Annotated in this window: 14 protein-coding genes; 7 read left to right on the top strand and 7 right to left on the bottom strand. The window is 76.4% G+C overall.

The window, feature by feature from the left end:
- Nucleotides 1–16 precede the first annotated feature (16 nt).
- Nucleotides 17–868, bottom strand: a complete 852-nt coding sequence (locus ACWD4P_RS28975) for a hypothetical protein (RefSeq protein ID WP_449781659.1) — start codon at nucleotides 866–868, stop codon at nucleotides 17–19.
- A gap of 166 nt (nucleotides 869–1,034) precedes the next feature.
- Complete coding sequence (locus ACWD4P_RS28970) at nucleotides 1,035–2,090, bottom strand: hypothetical protein (protein WP_449781658.1); 1,056 nt, start codon at nucleotides 2,088–2,090, stop codon at nucleotides 1,035–1,037.
- Between the two features lie 302 nt (nucleotides 2,091–2,392).
- Here ACWD4P_RS28970 and ACWD4P_RS28965 point away from each other — a divergent pair, with 302 nt between their 5' ends.
- Nucleotides 2,393–2,773: a hypothetical protein gene (locus tag ACWD4P_RS28965; RefSeq protein WP_449781657.1), complete on the top strand. Its 381-nt coding sequence runs from the start codon at nucleotides 2,393–2,395 to the stop codon at nucleotides 2,771–2,773.
- A 318-nt stretch (nucleotides 2,774–3,091) separates the two neighbouring features.
- Nucleotides 3,092–3,730, top strand: coding sequence for a sigma-70 family RNA polymerase sigma factor (locus ACWD4P_RS28960; RefSeq protein WP_359831216.1), 639 nt, complete (start codon nucleotides 3,092–3,094; stop codon nucleotides 3,728–3,730).
- Between the two features lie 74 nt (nucleotides 3,731–3,804).
- Here ACWD4P_RS28960 and ACWD4P_RS28955 read toward each other — a convergent pair whose 3' ends face one another.
- Nucleotides 3,805–6,732: a BTAD domain-containing putative transcriptional regulator gene (locus ACWD4P_RS28955; RefSeq protein ID WP_449781656.1), complete on the bottom strand. Its 2,928-nt coding sequence runs from the start codon at nucleotides 6,730–6,732 to the stop codon at nucleotides 3,805–3,807.
- Nucleotides 6,733–7,013: 281 nt separating this feature from the next.
- On the opposite strand from ACWD4P_RS28955, the gene ACWD4P_RS28950 reads away from it, so the two are divergent.
- Together ACWD4P_RS28950 and ACWD4P_RS28945 are read left to right on the top strand one after the other, a co-directional pair.
- Nucleotides 7,014–9,683, top strand: a complete 2,670-nt coding sequence (locus tag ACWD4P_RS28950) for a BTAD domain-containing putative transcriptional regulator (protein WP_449781655.1) — start codon at nucleotides 7,014–7,016, stop codon at nucleotides 9,681–9,683.
- 252 nt (nucleotides 9,684–9,935) lie between these two features.
- Nucleotides 9,936–12,344 (top strand): ATP-binding protein, encoded by a 2,409-nt coding sequence (locus ACWD4P_RS28945; RefSeq protein WP_449781654.1) that lies wholly within the window; start codon nucleotides 9,936–9,938, stop codon nucleotides 12,342–12,344.
- 140 nt (nucleotides 12,345–12,484) lie between these two features.
- Here ACWD4P_RS28945 and ACWD4P_RS28940 read toward each other — a convergent pair whose 3' ends face one another.
- On the bottom strand, nucleotides 12,485–13,762 hold the full coding sequence (locus tag ACWD4P_RS28940; protein ID WP_449781653.1) for a serine hydrolase domain-containing protein: 1,278 nt from the start codon (nucleotides 13,760–13,762) through the stop codon (nucleotides 12,485–12,487).
- Nucleotides 13,763–14,184: 422 nt separating this feature from the next.
- On the opposite strand from ACWD4P_RS28940, the gene ACWD4P_RS28935 reads away from it, so the two are divergent.
- Nucleotides 14,185–15,081, top strand: a complete 897-nt coding sequence (locus tag ACWD4P_RS28935; protein WP_449781652.1) for an alkaline phosphatase family protein — start codon at nucleotides 14,185–14,187, stop codon at nucleotides 15,079–15,081.
- A gap of 122 nt (nucleotides 15,082–15,203) precedes the next feature.
- Here the strand turns inward: ACWD4P_RS28935 and ACWD4P_RS28930 are convergent, their stop codons facing one another.
- Nucleotides 15,204–16,271 (bottom strand): trypsin-like serine peptidase, encoded by a 1,068-nt coding sequence (locus tag ACWD4P_RS28930; protein WP_449781651.1) that lies wholly within the window; start codon nucleotides 16,269–16,271, stop codon nucleotides 15,204–15,206.
- 124 nt (nucleotides 16,272–16,395) lie between these two features.
- Nucleotides 16,396–16,878 carry a nuclear transport factor 2 family protein gene (locus ACWD4P_RS28925; RefSeq protein ID WP_449781650.1) on the bottom strand — a complete coding sequence of 161 codons (483 nt, stop codon included), beginning with the start codon at nucleotides 16,876–16,878 and terminating at the stop codon, nucleotides 16,396–16,398.
- 100 nt (nucleotides 16,879–16,978) lie between these two features.
- Between ACWD4P_RS28925 and ACWD4P_RS28920 the strand changes: the two genes are divergently transcribed.
- Complete coding sequence (locus ACWD4P_RS28920; RefSeq protein WP_449781649.1) at nucleotides 16,979–17,542, top strand: TetR/AcrR family transcriptional regulator; 564 nt, start codon at nucleotides 16,979–16,981, stop codon at nucleotides 17,540–17,542.
- A 30-nt stretch (nucleotides 17,543–17,572) separates the two neighbouring features.
- On the opposite strand, the gene ACWD4P_RS28915 is transcribed toward ACWD4P_RS28920, so the two are convergent.
- Nucleotides 17,573–18,769 (bottom strand): hypothetical protein, encoded by a 1,197-nt coding sequence (locus ACWD4P_RS28915; RefSeq protein WP_449781648.1) that lies wholly within the window; start codon nucleotides 18,767–18,769, stop codon nucleotides 17,573–17,575.
- A 306-nt stretch (nucleotides 18,770–19,075) separates the two neighbouring features.
- Here ACWD4P_RS28915 and ACWD4P_RS28910 point away from each other — a divergent pair, with 306 nt between their 5' ends.
- A complete protein-coding gene (locus ACWD4P_RS28910; RefSeq protein ID WP_359818238.1) occupies nucleotides 19,076–19,219 on the top strand; it encodes a hypothetical protein in 144 nt (47 codons plus the stop codon).
- Nucleotides 19,220–19,280 lie beyond the last annotated feature (61 nt).

Genomic DNA, 19,280 nt, shown 5'->3' with positions numbered 1-19,280 from the left:
TTCAGACGTGTGCTATTCAGATATCGTCGACCCGGTCGCCGCCGTCACCCGCCTCGCCGCCCCCGCCGCGCCCGCCGCGTCCCCGCCCACCGCGGCTGCGGGCCTCACCATGCCCCCCGCCCCGCCCACCAGCGACGCCGCCACCCTGGCGGGCCTGGTCGCCCTGTCCGGGCCCGGGCCCGGACAGGGCGTCGGGGGCGGGCGGAGGACAGCCGAGGCCGCTGGGTAGCGTCCCGCCCGTCGCCGTGGCCGGGGTCCTCACGAGGAGGCTGAGCGGTTCCTGCCCGACGGCCGTCTCCCGGTAGGCGCTCCGGGGATCCTCGGTCTCCCACACGACGGGACCGGATCCGTCCCGCTCCCGCCGCCGCCACGGAATGGACCGGTCCCGGTAGCCCCGCGCCCACCGGGCGAGGACCAGCCGGTCCCCGGTGTGCTCCGGCTGCTTCAGCACCGGGTCGTGGAACCGGTGGAGCGCCGGGCGCAGGCGGGCCAGGCGGTGGAAGGCGGCCGGCGCCGGTGGCAGCTCGCCGGTCACCGCTGCCGCCTCGTCGTCTCCGGCCGCCGCGTTCCCGGTCGCCTCCTCGGCGGGGAACCACCCGAGGGCGAACGACTCCAGGGCACCGATGGGATCGGCTGCCACCTGGTCGAGCCAGTCCACCGGCGGCACGGCGCCGGGTGCGGAGTCCGGCCTGACCACGTCCGGCAGCTCCCGGCTCAGCGGTTCGCGGAACTCCGGTTCGGCCGGGCCGGCGTGGACGGCCCCCGGGGGCGTTCCCCGGTGGAGGGCGGCGCCGAGCGGCAGACAGCCCTGTTCCAGGCGGGCGAAGAGCCGGATCGGCGGGCTGTTCCGAAAGCGGAACCCCGGCACCCTCTCGCTCCCCGCAGGAGCACCTTCACGGGGTTCTGGACCCCGTTCGTCGGGTCGTCCCCGGGTTCGAGGAGGATGACGGTCGCGTCCGCCCCCGCTCCGATCAGCGCCGGGCCCGTCGTGTACCGGCGGAGCCCGGCTCCGAGGGCTGTGCCGTGCCGACGCCCTAACGAGGGGCGCCGACTTCCAGGGTTCCCGCCCCGGCCCGCTGCCGTTCGGCCATGGCGTCGCCGACGAGGGCGGCGAGTTCGAGGTGGTCGAGGCGGGTGCGGGGGCGCCGGCCGGGGGCGGTGTGCGGGAGGGCGAGGGCGCCGCGGCAGCGGGTGCGGAAGTGGGGGAGGAGGTCGCGGTCGGCGACCGGGCGGTCGGTGGGGGCGGCGGGGGTGAACGCGGCGACGGCGCCGTGGACGAGGTGGCCGTGGCCGAGGGCGGTGAGGTGGTCGATGAGGGCGTCGGTGGTGCGGGCCCCGGTGGCGCAGGTCCGGGCGTGGAGCAGCAGGTGGTCGGTGTGGCCGGCGGCGGTGAGTTGGACCTCGGGCGGGGCGCCGGCGGTGTCGGCGAGGACCACGGGGTAGTGGCCGTCGGCCTCGTCGAGGGCCTGCCGCAGGGCGGCCGGGTCCGGCTTGACGGACCGCAGGACGAGCCGGCTGCCGGTGCGGAACTCGTTCCCGGGGGTGCCGGTGGTGGAGAGGACGAGCACGGGGTGGGCCCGGTGTTCCGCGAGCAGTCCGCCGAGCAGGGCGCCGAGGGCGACGGTGCCCTCCTCGGTGGGGTCGCCCAGGACGGCGATCCGGTGGCGGGCCCGCAGCGGCACCCGGACGCGTTCGAGCAGGCGTTGCCGTCGGGCCTCGGTGCCGCCCGGGAGGGTGAGCCGCCGGGTGCGCGGGCGGTCCTCCGGGCCGGGGTACCGGGCGGGCGGGGCGAGGAGCGGGCCGGGGGCCGTCATGACCGGGACGGCCGCGGGCGCCGCCGTCGGGAGTGCGGCCGTCGGGAGCGTCACCACGGGGAGTGCCGCTGTCGGGAACGCCGCCGCCGGGGCCGGTCCGCCGGTCGCCGCCCGGGTGAACAACCGCCGTTCGGCGGGCGGGATCAGGACGGTGCCGAGCGGGTCGAGCGGGTGCCGGGGCCGCAGGGCGACCGGTTCGGGCCAGGTGGCCGGCGAGTAGTCGGGTGCGGCCGGGGTGGTGCAGCCCGCGACCGGGGCGCCGTCGGAGAAAGCCATCGGAGGACCTCCCGGTCCGTGCTGCGCCGGACCGGTGCCTCCGCTTCGGCCCGTCCGTACAGCAGGGAGTACGGCTGAAGGAGTGCTTCCGGTTCACCTGAACCACTGTCGGCGGAGGGCGCGTTGAGCGGGGCAGGGCGTATGGAGCGCCCGGTGGACACATCGGGAGACCGCATCGGAAAAACCCTCTGCCTGACCGGCTACCGATCGGTACCGTCGTTCGGTGGCACCCGGCGTCCGCCGAGTGCCACCGAGTCGGAAGGAGCGTGAGTCCCGTGAACGGGACGGGGCGGGGACGCTGCATGGCGGCGGACGGGTCGGAGGTACGGGATTTCGTCGCGGCCCTGGTGCGGGCCGGGGCGCCGGTCGAGGCGGGGCCGGCCGGGCTGGCGGTGCCGGAGGCGGGGGTGGAGGAGGTGATCGCGGTCGCCCGGCGGTTGGCGCTGCGTGCGGTGCCGGCGGGGCGGCGGGGGTGGCCGCGGCCCGATCCGGGGCTGCTGGGCGTGGCCACGGCGCTGGTCGTGGACGAGCATCCGTCGGCCGCGCGGTGGTCGGGGGCGGAGCGCAAGCGGCTGGCGACCTGGGTCGCGGTGCTGATCGAGCACCGGGGCGAGGACGGGGTGCAGGAGCTGGTCCGGGTGCTCGCGGGGGCTGACGGCAGGGGGTTGACGGCGGAGGGCTGACGGCAGGGCGGCTGACGGCCGGGGGTTGACGGCAGGGCGGCTGACGGCCGGGGGGCCGCGGCAGCCGGCCGACGCGGGGCGGCTCACGGCCGCTAACGATCGGCCAACAGTCGTCGGGGCCCGCCAACGGTGGCACCCGGGGCCGGCCCGAGTGCTCCTGACGAGGGGCGTTGGCGGATCCTTGGTGCGGACTTGGCGGACTCCGGCAGTGTGCTGTCGCAGCCACCGCCGGGGACGTCCGGCCGGTGCCCGGCACGCCCTGCCCGCGTGCCGTGCCCCTGCCCGGGTTGCGCCCCTGCCCGACCTGAGAGGTAGCGCGTGTCGAAGCCGTCCGCCGCCCAGCCCACGTCCGTCACCCCGTCGTCCGGGGGTCCGGCGGACGCGCCCCGAGGCGCCAGCGCCCCGGCCCGTCCGACGCTCGACCCCGACACGCTCGCCGAGATCCACCGGCTGCACGGCGGGTACCTGCTGCGCGCGTTGCTGCGGGCCACCGGCGGGGACCGCGGCAAGGCCGAGGACATCCTCCAGGAGACCCTGCTGCGCGCCTGGCAGCACCCGGAGGCGCTGTCCGCGGGGCCGGAGGCGAGCCGGCCCTGGCTGTTCACCGTCGCCCGGCGGATCGCGATCGACCACTACCGGATGGCCGCCGCCCGCGCCAAGGAGGTGATCGGCGAACAGGTGGAGGACCGGCCCGCCTCGGACGACCCGTACGAGCAGGTGGTGGTGGCCCGGGACATCGCGCTGGCGCTGCGCCGGGTGCAGAAGCACCACCGCGAGGTGCTGGTCGAACTCCACCTCAAGGACCGTTCGGTGCTGGAGGCCGCGGCCCGTCTGGGGGTGCCGCCGGGGACGGTCAAGTCCCGCAACTTCTACGCGATCCGGGCGCTGCGTCCGGTGCTGGCGGCGGAGCACGGGTACGCGCCGACGGGGCGCGGGGCCGCTCCGGCCGCGGGCTGACAGGCCACGCCGGACCGGCAGACCGGGCCGTCCCGGAGCCGCGCCGCCGCCGTTCCGAAGCCGTCCCGCCGCGTTCAGTCCTCCGCGGGCCGCCGGCCGGTGCGCAGGTCGAGCGACTCCTCCAGGCTGGTGGTGAACCCGCTGACGTAGCCCGCCTGCCGGTCGTGGGCGCGGAAGCGGTCCAGCGCCGTGCGCAGCCGGCCGCGCACCTCCGTCTCCCGGCCGCGGGCCAACAGGTGGGCGGCGTAGGACTGTTCGGCCAGCGCGTGCAGGTACAGCAGCCCGGCCTCCTCGCAGGCGGCGAGCAGCCGGTGCCAGGCGAGGTCGGCGGCGTCCTCGCGGACGGTCGGCGGCAGGGCCTGCGCCTCGGTCAGCAGCGACCAGAGGTGGACCTGGGTGACGGGCGTGGCCGGCAGCAGTTCCCGGGCCTCGCGGGAGCGGCGCTGGGCGCCCTCGCGGTCCCCGACGGCCAGGCTCACCCAGCCCTGGTGCACCTTGGCGTCGACCAGCCGGCGGCGGTCGCCGGACTCCAGCGCGAGCGCGGTGGCGGAGGCCGCCAGCCGCTCGGCCTCGGCGGAGTGGCCGAGCATCGCGGTGACCAGCGCCAGCGTGGCGAGCGCCCGGACGTGCGCGGACGTGGCCGCCGGCCCGGTCGCGGACTCGGCGGCGGCCACCGCCCGCCGGGCCGCGTCCGCGGACTCCGACCGGCGCTCCAGCGCGACCAGGGCCTCCGCCAGGCAGTTGAGCAGCAGCGAGACCGCGACCGGGTCGCCGCACCGTTCGGCGGCGGCGAGCCCCAGCCGGGCGCTGGCGAGCCAGTCGGTGAAGCGGCTGGCGCCGTAGTAGAGCGAGCCGCCGGTCAGCGCGAGCCGCCAGGCACGGGCCGGGTCGGTGTCGGGGGACGCGACGAGCGCGGAGATCGCGGGCTCCTCGGCGTCGAACCAGTCGAGCGCGGTGCGGATGTCGACGACGGGCGGCAGGGCCGTCGGCGCGGTGCCGATCGGGGCGGTGCCGATCGGCGCGGCGGTGATCGGGGCGGTGTCCTCCTGACCGGGGTCGAGGAAGGCGCCGCAGTGCCGCAGGACCGTGAGGTAGTGGTCGGCCAGGCGTTCGCGGAGCAGCCGGCGGTGCTGCTCGGGCCGTTCGGCGAGCAGCCCGGCACCGTACAGCCGGACCAGGTCGGTACGGGCGTGGCGGCCGGGGGCGGCGCCGGTCAGCAGGTGGTGGGAGGCGAGTTCGGCGAGCGCCCGGTGGGCGGTCGCGGTGTCCTCGCCGAGCAGGGCGGCGCTCGCCGCGGTGTCCACCTCGCGTCCGGGGTGGGCGGCCAGCACGGTCAGCAGTTCGGCCGCGGGTGCGGAGAGCCGGCGGTGGGTCGGCCGGAGCCGGCCCGCGACGCAGAGCGCGCCGTCGGCGTCCAGGACGGCCAGCCGGGTCTCCTCGTCGGCGAGTTCGGCCACCAGCTCGGCGATCGTCCAGTCCGGCCGGGCGGCCAGCCGGGCGGCGGCGATCCGCAGGGCGAGCGGCAGGTGGTCGCAGAGCCCGGCGAGACGGGCGGCGGCCTCCGGCTCGGCGCGCAGTCGCGCGGGCGTCAGGGCCCGTTCCAGCAGGAGCAGGGCGTCGTCCTCGGGCAGGGCGGTCAGGCGCAGCATGACGGCGCCCTCCAGTGCGACCAGGTCCTCCAGCGAGCCCCGGCCGGTGACGACGGCGGTGCCGGCCGGGCCGGCCGGCAGCAGGTCGGTGACCTGGTCGGCGTCGGCGGCGTCGTCCAGCAGCACCAGCAGCCGCCGGCCCCGGGTGCGTTCGCGGTAGAGCGCGGCGCGGGCGGCGCGCCCGGCGGGGACGTCCTCCTCGGGTACGCCGAGTGCGCGCAGGAAGCCGGCCAGGACGTCCTCGGGCCGGGCCGGGCCGTCCGGGGCGAGGCCGCGCAGTTCGGCGTGGAGCAGGCCGTCGGGGAAGCGGTCGGCGGCCCGGTGCGCCCAGGCGGTGACCAGCGCGCTCTTGCCGACCCCGGCCGGCCCGACCATCAGGACCGGTCCGACCACCGCCGCCGTCCCTGCCACTGCCGCCGGTCCGACCACCGACACGGGCCCGACCACCGACACCGGCCCGAGCCCGGCGGGGCCGGGACCGCAGGCCCGGTCGAGGCGGGCCAGGTCGGCGCTGCGGCCGACGAAGTCCGGGTGGCGGCGGGGGAGCCTGCGCGGGGCGGGCGAGGCCTTCGGCGCCGGCCCGGGGGTCGGGGGCGCGGCGGGCGCCGGCGCCGGACGGTCGTCGGCCAGCACCTCGGCGAGTGCCGCCCGCAGCGCCGGGCCCGGGCGGATGCCCAGCTCCTCGTCCAGCCGCACCCGCGCCTGGTGGTAGGCGGTCAGCGCCTGCGCGGACCGGCCCGCCTGGTGCAGACAGCGCATCAGCAGCGCCACCAGCTCCTCGCGCAGCCCGTCCCGCCGGACGCCCTGCTCCAGCAGCGGCACGGCCGACGCCCCGGCGCCCTGGCCCAGCCGCAGCCCGGCCCAGAAGAGCAGGGCGGCGGTGCGGGACTGCTGCAGCCGGTCCACCGCGGCGGCGCGCAGCGGGGTGTCGGGCAGGTCGGCGAGCGCCTCGCCGCGCCACAGCCGCAGCGCCTCCTCCAGCAGTGCGACGGCCGCGGTGCGGTCGCCGAGCCCGGTCCGCTCCTCGGCCGCGCCGGCGAGTTCCTCGAAGCGCAGCGCGTCCACGGCGTCGGCCGGCCCGGCCAGCAGGTAGCCGGAGTCCCGGGTGCGCAGCTCGAACGGGGTGTCGGCGAGCACCTTGCGCAGCGCGGCGACGTGCCCCTGCACGGCCGCCCGGGCGCTCGGCGGCGGCTGCTCGGCCCACAGCAGCTCGCACAGCTGGTCCATCGTCACCAGGCGCCCCAGCCGCAGCGCCAGCAGCGCCAGGACGGCCCGCCGCTGCGCGCCCGCCACCCCGGCGAAGCCGTCCGTCCCGACCCGCAGCTCCACCGGCCCGAGCAGTCGAATCCGCACCGGTACTCCCACCTCACCGCACAACGCCCGTGGCACCGGAAGCCTCGGGGTGGAGCAGTGTAGTGCGCGAAGGTGTCCGGTCCGAGCCGGACGGTCCTCCGCCGCCGCGCCGCGGGCCACCCCCCGGGAGGACGCCGCGGAGGCGGGCCGGGGTTGCACCGGTCGGCGGGCGCGGCACCGCTGTCGTACCCACCGGGTACGGTACGGCCGACGTCAGGGGCCCGGTCGGCCCTATCCTCGATCCGGCCGGGGAAGCGATGGTGGGGGAGGGGAACGGGCGCGTGCACATCGATCTGCTCGGACCGGTGGTGGTGCGGCGGGAGGACGGGGCGGTGGTGACGCCCTCGGCGCCCAAACGCCGGGCGCTGCTGAGCGCGCTCGCCCTCCGGCTGAACCGGACGGTGGCCACCGAGGAGCTGATCGAGCTGGTCTGGGAGGGCTGTGCGCCGCCCACCGCGCGGGCCGCCCTGCAGGGCCACGTCGCGGCGCTGCGCCAGCTGCTGGACGGCTCCGGGCTGGAGCTGGACACCCGCGGGTACGGCTACCTGCTGGCCGGCGAGCCCGACCGGATCGACGTGCTGAGCTTCGGCCGGCTCTGCGAGCGGGCGGGTGTGCCGCTGCCCGGTCCCGCCGTCCTGCCGCTGCCCGAGCCCGCCGTCCCGCCGGCCGACCCGCCGTGGGACGCCTCGCCGGACCGGGCCCTGCCCCTGCTGCGCGCCGCGCTGGACCTGTGGCGCGGCCCGGCGCTCGCCGACTGCGGGTCCGCGCTGCTGCGCGAGCGGGCCCTCCCGCACCTGACCGACCTGCGGCTGCGCGTCCTGGAGCGGCTGGCCGACGGCCTGCTCCGGGCCGGCCGGGGCGGCGAGCTGGCCGCCGAACTCGCCGAGGCGGCCGACGCCAACCCGGCCCGGCAGCCGCTGGCCGCCCGGCTGGTGCGCTGCCTGGAGCAGGACGGCCGGAGCGCCGAGGCGCGGGAGTGCTACGAGCGCGCGGTCGCCCGGCTCGGCGGGCCGCCCGGTCCGGAGCTGCGCCGGGCCGGGGAGCAGTGCGGCGCCCGGCTCGCCGCCGACCGCCGGTTCGTCGGCCGGGGCGCCGAACTCGCCCGGCTGGACGAGGTGTTGCCCGCCGCGCGGGACGGCCGCCCGATCCTGGTCACCGGGCCCGCCGGAGTCGGCAAGACCAGCCTGGTCCGCCAGTGGACGGCCGGGCGCGCCGAGGACTGCTTCCCGGACGGCGTCCTGCGCGCCGAGCTGCACGGCTTCGACCCGGACGGGCCGCGCGAACCCGCCGAGGTGCTCGGCGAGTTCCTCGCCGCCCTCGGGGTCGCCCCGGAGGCGCTGCCCGCCGACCCCGGGGACCGCGCCCGCCGCTACCGCGAACTGGTCGCCGGCCGGCGGATGCTGGTCGTGCTGGACGACGCGGCCGGCTACGAGCAGCTCGCCCCGCTGCTGCCCGACCCGCCCGCCACCGACAGCGAGCCCGCCCCGGTCGTGGTCGTCACCAGTCGCAGCCGGCTGCGCCACCTGCTGGTCCACGTCGGAGGCATTCCGCTGCCGCTGGGCGTGCTCGGCGCCGACGAGGCCGCCGACCTGCTCGCCCGCGCCCTCGGCGAGGACCGTACGGCCGGGGAGCCGGAAGCGGTCGCCGAACTCGTCGAGCGCTGCGACCGGCTGCCGCTCGCGCTGCGGCTGGCCGCCACCCGCCTGGCCGCCCGGCCGGACTGGTCGGTGGCCGACCTGGCCGCCGAACTCGCCGCCGAGCAGACCGGCCTGGCCGCCCTCTCCGGCACCGGAACCGGTGGCACGCGCGGCCCGCTCGGCCTCACCACCGCGCTGGACGACACCTACCGCACGCTGGCGCCCGAGGCCGCCCGGCTGTTCACCCTGCTCGGCCTGCACCCCGGCGCGGAGATCGGCACCGACACCGCCGCCGCCCTCGGCGACCTCCCGCCCGTCACCGCCCGCACCCTGCTGACCCGGCTCGACGCCGTCCACCTGCTGGAGGAGACCAGCCCCGGCCGGTACGCCCGGCGCGAGCTGGTCCGCCGGCACGCCGCCGCCCAGGCCGCCGAACTCACCTGCGACGAACGGTACCTGGCCCTCGACCGGCTGATCGCCCACTACCTCGACGTCACCGCCGACTGGACGGCCGAGAGCGCGCCGGCCGGGGGCTGCGCCCGGGCGGCGGCCTGGTTCCGCCGCGAGGAGAGCGCCCTGCGCGCCGTGGTGCTCTGCGCCGAGCAGCGGGGGCGGCCGAGTGCCGCCTGGAAACTCGCCCACCGCGCGGGCCTGCTGTACGAGGCCGGCGGCCACGACCGGGCGCACTGGCGGGCCGTGGTCGAGGCAGGGCTGAGCGCCGCGCACACGGAGCGGGACGAGGCGGCGGTGGCCCGGCTCGCCACCGACCTCGCCGTCCTGCACGTCGACCGCGCGGCCCACCGCACCGCCGCCGACACCCTGGAGCGGGCCGTCGCGGCCGCCGACCGGGCCGGGGACCCGGTGCTGCGCCACCACTGCCGCAGCCGGGTGGCCGCCGCCCTGCTGCGGGCCGGCCGGTACGAGCGGGCCGTCCCGATGCTCGGCGACCTGGTCGCCGCCGCCCGCACCCCGGCCGTCGGCCACCTGCTGGTCCGCGCGCTCACCGACCTCGCCGACGCGCTGGTCCTGGCCGGAGACCCGGGGCCCGCCCTGCGTCACGCCGACGAGGCGGTGCGCGCCGCCACCGCCCGGTCCGGTGGCGCCGAGGCCGTCCTCGCCACCCACAGCCGGGCCCGCGCGCTGCACGCGCTCGGCCGCCGGGACGCCGCGCTCTCCTCGGCTCGGCTCGCCGTAGCCCTCGGCCGTACCGTCGGTGACCCGGCCCTCGAAGCCCGCTCCCACGGCCTGCTCGCCGACCTGCTGGACGCGCTCGGCCGCACCGTCGAGGCCGCGCGGACACGGGGGCGACCGTGACCGCCCCCGGGCCTCCGGTGGCGGAAAACCGCAGATCGGCCAGCGGAACCACAGGCGGAACTATCGGCGGTTCTCACTCCGGGGGGTCGTCTGCACCCTGCCGACCGTCCCCTGTGCATACCTCCTGACCTGGGCGGATACCCTGGGGGAGGGCCAAGTAGGACGAACATGTCGGCCCGGGCATACTTCTGCCTGGAGCGAATCGCCGGAGGCGGTTCCAGGCAGAAGTGCGGAACTGCGCAGGACGAGCGAGTGGGGGCGGGTATGGCGGCCGGGGGCGGCACGGACACGGACACGAACGAGTTCAGCTGTCTGCTGGCCGGGCACCGGGTGGCGGCCGGCCTGACCCAGGAGGCGCTCGCCGCGGCCGCCGGGGTCAGCCTGCGGGCCCTCGGGGACATGGAGCGCGGCCGCACCCGCGGCCCGCAGCGGCGCACCGTACGGGCCCTGGCCGAGGCGCTGGGACTGGACGGCGCGCAGGCGGAGGCGCTGGACCGGGCCGCGCAGTCCGGGCGCCCGCGCGGGACACGGCCCGGCTCCGTGCCCGTCGTCGGCGCCCGGCCGGGCGTGCCCGCCCCGCGCGAGGCCGCCTTCGCCCGGGAGGCGGCCTCGGCCGACGCCCCGCCGCAGGCTTCCGCGGAGGCCGCCCAGGTCGTTCAGGTCGCCCTGGAGGCGGGCCAGAGCGCCCTCGCGCTGCCCCGTGACATCGCCGACTTCACCGCCCGCGAGGACGCCCTCGCGCTGCTCGCCGGCCTGGCCGAGGACGAGCGGCCGGCCCACCCGCGGGTGGTGCTGATCAGTGGTCAGCCGGGCCTCGGCAAGACCGCCTTCGCGCTGCACGCCGCCCACGCCCTGGCCCCGGGCTTCCCGGACGGCCAGCTCTCCCTGGACCTCGGCGGCATGTCCCCGCAGCCGCTGCCCGCCCGGGACGCGCTCGGCCAGGTGCTGCGCGCCCTGGGGGTCGCGGACGGCGCGGTGCCCGCCGGCACGGAGGAGCGGGCCGGCCTCTACCGGGCGCTGGTGCGCGAGCGGCGGCTCGTGCTGGTGCTGGACAACGCCGCCGACGAGAGCCAGGTGCGCCCGCTGCTGCCCGGTTCGGGCCCGGCCGTGACCATCGTGACCAGCCGCAACGTGCTGCCCGGCCTGGAGTCGGTGCACCGGTTGAGCCTGGACGTGCTGTCCCCGGCCGAGGCCGCCGGCCTGCTGGCCCGGATCGCCGGGCGCGAGCGGATCGAGGCCTCGCCCGACGCCACCGCCGAACTGGCGAGGCTCTGCGGCTACCTGCCGCTCGCGCTGCGGATCGCCGGGCAGCGCCTGGTCGCCCGCCCGCAGCAGCCGGTCGCCCACCTGGTGCGCCAGCTCGCCGCCGAGGAGAACCGGCTGGACCTGCTGGAGACCGGCGATCTGGCCGTCCGCCCGGCCTTCGAACTGTCCTACCGGAGGCTGCCCGCAGAATCCCAACTCGTGCTCCGCCGCTGCGCGTTGACCGCCGGGCAGGACTTCACCGCGGAGATCGCCGCGGCCTACGCGGGCCGGTCCGCGGCCCGTACCGAGCTGGTGCTGGAACAGCTCGTCGACGCCGGGCTGATGCAGGCCGCCACCCCGGACCGCTACCGGCTGCACGACCTGGTGCGGCTGTACGCGGGCGAGCGGCTGGCCGCCGACGAGACCGCCCGGGAGCTGGCCGAGGCCAGCACCAGGGCCGGCCGCTGGATCCTCGCCAGGGCGGCCGAGTACGGGCTGCGGTTCGACCCCGACCACGCCACGGACGGCACCGGCACCGGCGGTACCGCACCCGCGCACCTCACCGAGGCGGCCGCCTGGCTGGAGTACGAGCACCCGGAGTGGCTGGCCGCCCTGCACCAGGCGCAGCGGGCCGGCCGCCACCGGGAGGTGGTGGAGACCGCCGAGGCGATGCACTGGTTCTCCGACCGCCTGCTCAGCTGGGGCATCTGGGCCGAGGTGTTCCAGCTCTCGGCGGACGCGGCCCGGGCGATCGGGGACCGGCGGGTCGAGGCGGTGCACGTCAACTACCTGGCCTGGACGTACGTCACCTGCCTGCACCGCTACCAGCGCGGCATCGAGCTGGCCACCGAGGGGCTGGAGCTGGCCCGGGCGGTCGGCGACCGGGAGCAGCAGGGCTGGGCGCTGACCTACCTCGCCTCGGGCCTGCGCTACCTCCAGCGGCACCGCGAGGCGACCGACGCCTTCCACCGGGCGGCGGACGCCTTCGCCGAGGTCGCCACCCGCTCGGCGATGATCGGCCGGCTGGTCACCCTGCGCGGAGCCGCCAACTGCCTGCGGGAGTCCGGCCGGGCCGAGGAGGCGGTGGAGTCGCGCCGGCGGGCCCTGGCGGAGGCGCTGGAGCTGGTGGAGCGCTGGTCCTCGCCGCTGATCCACCTGCTGGCGGCCATGACCGCGCATGAACTCGGCCTGGACCGCGCGGCGCTGAAGCGCTGGCCGGCCGCCGAGCGGGCCTACCGGCAGGCCCTCCTGCACTTCGAGGCGGTGGGCCGCCCGGACAGCATGACCAAGACGCTGACCGAACTGGGCACCGCGCTGATCGAGCAGGGCCGCCCCGAGGAGGCCCGCGAGCTGCTCACCGAGGCGCTCACCGACCTGAGCGCGGAGGGGCCCCGTACGGCGGGCGCCCGGCACTGACCGGCACCGCCGGGGGCTGCCGGGTGCCGGTCGGCACCGACGGGCGCCGACCGGCAGATGCCGCGACGTGCCGCCACGCGGCGGCGCCCGCTCCCGGTCGGACCGGAAGCGGGCGCGCGGGTGCCGGGCGGGACGGCGGGTCAGATCCGGGTGTCCTCCACCACCGGCAGCGAGTTCACCGGGGCCGGGACCGAAGCCGGGGCCGGGGCCGGCGCGAAGGCCGTCCGCGGGGCGACGGGCTGCTTGCCGCAGAAGGCCGGCTCCAGGGTGTTCATCAGCCCCTGCGTCACCGAGCCGTTGTTGGAGGCGTTGGCGAAGACCACCACGCTGCGCCGTCCGTCCTGGGTGGTGAAGGACTGGGTGTTGAAGCCCTGCACGATGCCGCCGTGCCCGTACACGTCTCCGCAGGAGAGGGTGATGCGGCGCAGGCCCAGGCCGTAGGAGATCTTCGCGGTGGGCGTGGCCAGGGCGGCGGTCATCTGCTGGAGCGAGGCGTCCGAGACGAGCCCGCCGTTGCCGCCGGCCATCAGCGCGGTGAGGAAGCGGTCGAGGTCCTCGGCGTCGGAGATGACGGCCCCGGCGGCCCATACCCAGGAGCCGGTCTGCGCGGTGGAGTCCAGCAGCGGCTTGGTGCGGTCGTCGTTGGTGAGGTAGCCGGTGACGTGGGCGCCGCGGATGTCCTGGTCGGGCACCACGAAGGAGGTCTTGCGCAGGCCGAGCGGCTGGAGGATCCGCTCGTTCAGCACCTCCTGGTACGGCTGGCCGGTGAGGTGCTCGACCGCCAGGCCCATCAGCACGAAGTCGGTGTTGGAGTAGGAGTAGCGGGTGCCGGGGGTGTACTGCACGCCGTGCTTGACGGACATCGCCACCAGCGCGCGCGGGTCGTAGACCTTGGTGCGGATGCGTGCCTCGAAGGCGCTGGTGGTCTCCTCGCCGGCCTGCTCCAGCAGGTCGTTGGTGTGGTCGAAGACGCCGGCCCGGTGCTCCATCACCTGGCGGCCGGTCATGGTCCAGCCCTCCGGCAGGGTGCCCTCGGGCAGGTACTCGCGCAGCGGCCGGTCGAGGTCGATCCGGCCCTCCTCCGCCAGCTGCATCACGAGAACGGCGGTGAACATCTTGCTGTTGCTGCCGACCCGGAACCTCCACGAGGAGTTCATCGGGGTGCCGTCCAGGTCGGCCAGGCCGACCGAGACCGAACGGGTGCGGGCGGCGGCGTCGTGGTCGCGGATCACCGCGAAGGCGCCCGGGGCGCCGGCCGCGGCGGTGGCGTCGAGAGCGGCGCGCACGCCGGCGAGGTCGGGGGCGGTCGTGTCGGTGGTGCCCTGTCCGGCGGCCGCGGCGGGCAGAGCACCCGTCGCCACCAGGACGGCGGCGGCCGCGACGGTCGCGAGCGGACGCAGAAGGCTGGTCTTCGCCATGTTCATCGGTTCTCTCGTCAGCTGACGCGGTGTCGGACCGCGCCGTTCGATGATCACTATCACCGGCCGGGGCGGCTGATGGCAATGTGAACCGTTTCGCCCGCAATTCGCGTTGTCGGTGGTGGTATCGGCGGCCGCACCGTCCGTTCTCCGCTCCGGGGCCAAGGTTTCACCTGCCGTCGTCTACCCGCGTCGACCTGAGCGCCCCATGCTGTTCGGGCGCCTTCGCGCACTCCGGTGCGCTCGCCGCACCGGCTTCCCGCCCCACCGACCACGGAGCTTCCCCCGAGTCCGCGGTCATCGCCGACTCCGCCGACGGCAGGCCGCCCGGCCGCACCGGATCCGCCCGGCCGCACCCCGGCGGCACGCACCTCCCGTCCCGCGCCCGGCTCGCCGGGCCGTCCACTACCCGAGGAATTGTCATGACTTCGTCCACGAAGCCCGTGAACCCCCGCTCCCGCCTCACCGCGACGGCGATCGGCTCCGCCGTCGCCCTGGTCGCGGCCTCCGCCGGCCTCTGGGCGGCGACCGCCACCACCGCGCAGGCGGCCGCCCTGCCCGCGCCCGACCACATCATCGTGGTGGTGATGGAGAACCACGCCTACACCCAGGTCGTCGGCAGCAGCAGCGCACCGTACCTCAACAACACCCTGATCGCGGGCGGCGCCAACCTCACCCAGTCGTACGCCATCACCCACCCGAGCGAGCCGAACTACTACGCGCTGTTCTCCGGCTCCACCCAGGGCACCGTCGACGACAGCTGTGTGAAGGTCGGCGGCTTCCAGGCCGCCAACCTGGCCTCCGAGGTGATCGCCGCCGGCAAGACCTGGGCCAGCTACAACGAGACCCTGCCCAGCCAGGGGAGCACCGTGTGCAGCAGCGGCAAGTACGCGCAGAAGCACAACCCCTGGTTCGGCTTCGGCAACGTCCCGCTGAGCTCGGCGAAGACCTTCGCCCAGTTCCCGACCGACTACAGCACCCTGCCGAACGTGTCCTTCGTGGTGCCGAACCTCTGCAACGACATGCACGACTGCTCGGTCGGCACCGGCGACACCTGGATCAAGAACAACCTGGGCGCGTACGCCACCTGGGCGCAGACCCACAACAGCCTGCTGGTCGTCACCTTCGACGAGGACAACTCGCTGTCCGGCAACCGGATCCCGACCGTGGTCTACGGCGCCCACGTGACCCCCGGCAGCACCAGCTCCACCACCTACAACCACTACAACGTGCTGCGCACCCTGGAGGACCTGGCCGGCACCACCGGCCACGCGGGCAACGCGGCCTCCGCCGCCGACATCACCGGCATCTGGAACTGACCCGCGCCGATCAGCCCCTGACCCGCCCCGCTGTCGCGGCCGGGTCCGGGCCGGTGGCCGTTCGGCCGCCGGCCCGGACCCGGCCGGTGGGAGGTGCCCGCCGGCCCGGCGGAGCCCGGTGGTCAGACCGCCCGGGTCCGCGCCCAGTCGTAGAGGCGGTGGGCGCTGTCCCCGAGGCGGGTGGCGTACAGCGTGCCGGCCGGGCCGCCCGCGAGCTCGTCGGTGGTGGTGGTGACGCCGACGACGGTGCCGGTGCCGGTGCGCGGGTCGAACCCGGCGAAGTGCGGGCCGCCGCTGGCCCCGTGCGACATGTCGCAGGCCCCGCCCCACAGCAGCGGGGCCGTGGGGCCGGGGTGGGCCGGTCCGGCGCAGTGGATCATGCGCGAACCGGTGTACCGGGCGGCGGGGTTGTTCAGCCGGTCCTTGGGATACCCGAAGGTGTGGACGAACTCGCCCTCGGTGGGCGGGGTGAACGCGATCCGCTGGCTTCCGGTGACGTCCGCGACCGGCCGGCCGTCGGCCGAACGGTTCGCCACCAGCAGCCCGGTGTCGTAGCCGGCCACGGCGACCTGGTCCGAGCCGGTGCCGGCCGGGACGGCGTCCCAGCGGGAGGAGGTGGCCGCGGCCCTGATGCTGAAGCCGCCGAGCGGCTTGGTCCCGTTGCGGTAGCCGGGCACGAAGTAGAGGTTGTGGTTCCAGGTGTCGTCGGCGCCGGGTGCTCCGACGCCCCGCAGGCAGTGGGCCGCCGTGACGACGGTACTGCGGTTCGGGGCGGCGACGACCGTCGCGGTGCAGCTGCCGTCGTAGCCGTCGGAGAAGGTGAAGAAGAGCCGGCCGACGCTCCGGTCCACCGCTCCGCCGTGGGTCCACACGGCCCCGGGGTCCGGGGTGTCCGCGGGCAGCGGCCGGGGGTCGTCGGGGGTGTCGTCGTCCTCGGGCACGGGCGTGATCTCGGGGACGAGGGCGCCCGCCAGCTTCATCCGGGCGGGCGTCCAGTAGGCGTCGATCCGGTCGCGCTCCTGCGCGGTGGTGGCGCCGGCGTGCGTGGTGACGGTGTCCCGCTCCACGGCGGCGGCGGTGCCCGGCGGCACCGCCGCCATCGTGGCGGCACTCAGCAGGGCGGCTCCCGCGGCGGCGAGCCCGCGGGCGAGCGTACGGTCGGGGGCGGACGTTCCAGGTGTCTTCGGCATGTCCGGCACCGTAGGCGCGGAACGTCAGGGTCCCGTGTGGAGCGGGTCTCGGTGGGCCGTCGGAACGATCAGGTTGCGGTAACGGTGTCGCGGCCGTGTATCGGCGGCCCGCCGCCCGGGCGGCTCAGAGGCCGAGTTCGGTGAGGCCCGGGTGGTCGTCGGGGCGGCGGCCGAGCGGCCAGTGGAACAGGCGGTCCCCGGGGGCGATCGGCAGGTCGTTGATGGAGGCGTGCCGACGGGCCATCAGCCCGTTCCGGTCGAACTCCCAGTTCTCGTTGCCGTAGGAGCGGTGCCAGCGGCCGGCGTCGTCGTGCCACTCGTAGGCGAAGCGGACCGCGATGCGCTCGCCGTCGAACGCCCACAGCTCCTTGATCAGGCGGTAGTCCAGCTCGCGCTGCCACTTGCGGGTGAGGAACCCGGCGATCCGCTCGCGGCCGACGAGGAACTCCGAGCGGTTGCGCCAGCGGCTGTCCGGTGTGTACGCGAGGGCGACCCGCTGCGGGTCGCGGGTGTTCCAGGCGTCCTCGGCGGCCCGGACCTTCCGCCGGGCGGTCTCCGCGGTGAACGGGGGCAGGGGCGGGCGCCGTTCGGTGCCGGTCTCGGGCATGGGTGCTCCTCGGAATGATCGTTCCGCCGGTGAGAACGATCGTTCTCACTGCTGTGGCTACGATAGGAGAACCATCGTTCTCACGCAAAGGGCACGGCAGATGGAGCAGGAAGACCCACGGAGCCGGATCCTCGACGCGGCCGAGGAGCTGTTCTACGGGCAGGGCATCCAGGCGGTCGGCATGGACGCCGTCCGGGCCGCCTCCGGCATGACCATGCGCCGCCTCTACCAGCACTTCCCGTCCAAGGGCGAGCTCGTCGAGGCCTACCTGCTGCGCCGTGACGGCCGCTGGCGGGCGAGCCTCGCCGTGTACGTCTCGCGCACCGGGGGCTCCCCGCGGGAGCAGCTGCTCGCGGTCTTCGACTGGCTCGGCCGGTGGTTCGCCGAACCCGGCTTCCGGGGCTGCGCCTTCGTCAACTCGCTCGGTGAGCTGGGCGCCCTCAGCCCCGCGGTGGTGGCCGCCGCCCGGCACCACAAGGAGCAGTTCGGCGGCTACCTCGCGGGCCTGGCCGAGGCCGCCGGAGCCCCACCCACCACGGCCGTCCACCTGGCCCTGCTGGCGGAGGGGGCGATCACCAGCGCGGCCGTCCACGGCGATCCGACGGCCGCCGCCGACGCCAGGGAGGCCGCCCGAGTCCTGCTCGACGCGGCGCCGGCCCGGTAGTCGGCGGCGGGTGACCCGCGGCCGTGCGACCTACAGCTTCCAGCGCATGGAGAACGGCAGGCCGTACTGCGCCATGCCGCGCAGGAGGATCTGACCAGAGACGAGCCCGCTGTTGCTGATGTAGTGCGGCGTGGCGTACGGGATGTGCGGCGCCCACCGGGGAAGCGCGCTGACGGACCCGTCCGGGTTCCAGAGCTGCGCGTAGAACTGGGCGCGGGTCGGCGGCGGGTCGCTGGTGTACCCGACGACGGTGCCCTGGTCGTTGATCGCGGTCGCGAAGCTCGCCAGCGCGGTCGGCTGGAGCGGCCGCGGCGTGCCGTCGGCGTCCCAGCGCGCGGCCTGCCCGTTCTGGCGGCCCACCACCGTTCCCGAGGTGTTCACGGCCGTCGCCTCGGTGTACGCCCCCAGGTCGGCGACCGCGCCGAAGGCGTCCCAGACGAGTCCGTGCCGCGGCCCGGACGAGGCGTCCGCCCAGCCGATCACGATGCCGGAGTCGGTGATGCGGGTCGCGCCGCCGCGCGTGAGGCCCGCCGGCAGACTCAGCGCGGTGACGGTTCCGTCGGGGCTCCAGGCGACCGCCCGCGGGGAGGCGGCGCCGCCGGCCGGGTAGGAGTGTCCGACCGCCGTGCCCGCGCCGTTGACGGCGACGGCCGCGCTCCCGGTGTCGCCCGGCAGCGGAGGCAGGGCGACGGGCGTGCCGCTCGGCGGCCACGCCACGGCGTGCTCCGAGGACGCGTCCGAGGAGGATCCCACCGCGGTGCCGTCCTCGCTGACCGCGGCCGGGGCCGCCTCCGAGTCGCCGGGCAGTGGAAGCAGTTCGACCGGCGTGCTCCCGGAGGCCCAGCGCAGTCCGTGCTGTTCGCCCGTCTGTGACCGGGAAGTCCCCACCACGGTCAGGTTGTTGTTGATCGCGGTGGCCTTCGCGTGCCCGCCGCCCGGCAGCGGGTCGAGCCCGCTCATGGACCAGTCCGTCTTCCAGAGCATCAGGGAGATCCTGAGCGGCCCGCCACCGGCGTAGTCCCCCACGATGACCTCGGAGACGCTGTCCCCGTTGCCGTTGGCGACCTGGAGTTCCCGGGAGTACGTGCCGGGTTCGGTGGGAGGTGCCTCGATCGAGATCTCGGCCAGGGAGGGGCCGGCGGCGGCTGGTGCCGAACCCGCGGTCAGGGCCGTGGCCGCGGCCGCGGCGACGACCGCGGCGAGTGTGCGAGAGGTGCGCTTGCTCATGGGATGTGCAGCTCCTGTCTCTCGTCGGTGCCACGGGGGCGGGGTGGAGCCGGCGGCACGCCGGTTCCCCGCCCCCGTACCGCCCGCAAGTCTTCACCGACCCGGCCCGGCCGCGCAGCCCGACGGATGATTTGCCCCCGTCCGGTTCGTCGCCGGAGCGATGTCAACTCCCCTTCGGTGGACGGAGATTGCCGGACGGGGAGGTCGGCTGCGGCGGCAACTCCCGGACGAACCGCGCCGGGCGAGTGCTTTTCGCCCGAACGCGCGTTTATCGCCCATTGATCGTCACCGCCTAGCCTCGGGCGCATGGACAAGAGGACGGCCGAGAGGCCGGGGGCGTTGCCCGAGGGACGGATGACGGAGCAGGACACCGAGCGGTTCCGGCAGTTGCTGGCGCGGTTGGAGGACTCGCTGGCGGTGGACCGGAAGACGGCCGGGCGCGATGCCTGAGTGCGCCGAGCTGCGCCCGGCGGCGTCATCGGTCGTGGTGTCACCGGTGACGGTGCTGCCG

This window comes from Kitasatospora sp. NPDC002543 (assembly GCF_053594915.1).
This window is presented reverse-complemented; position numbering and strand designations above follow the sequence as displayed.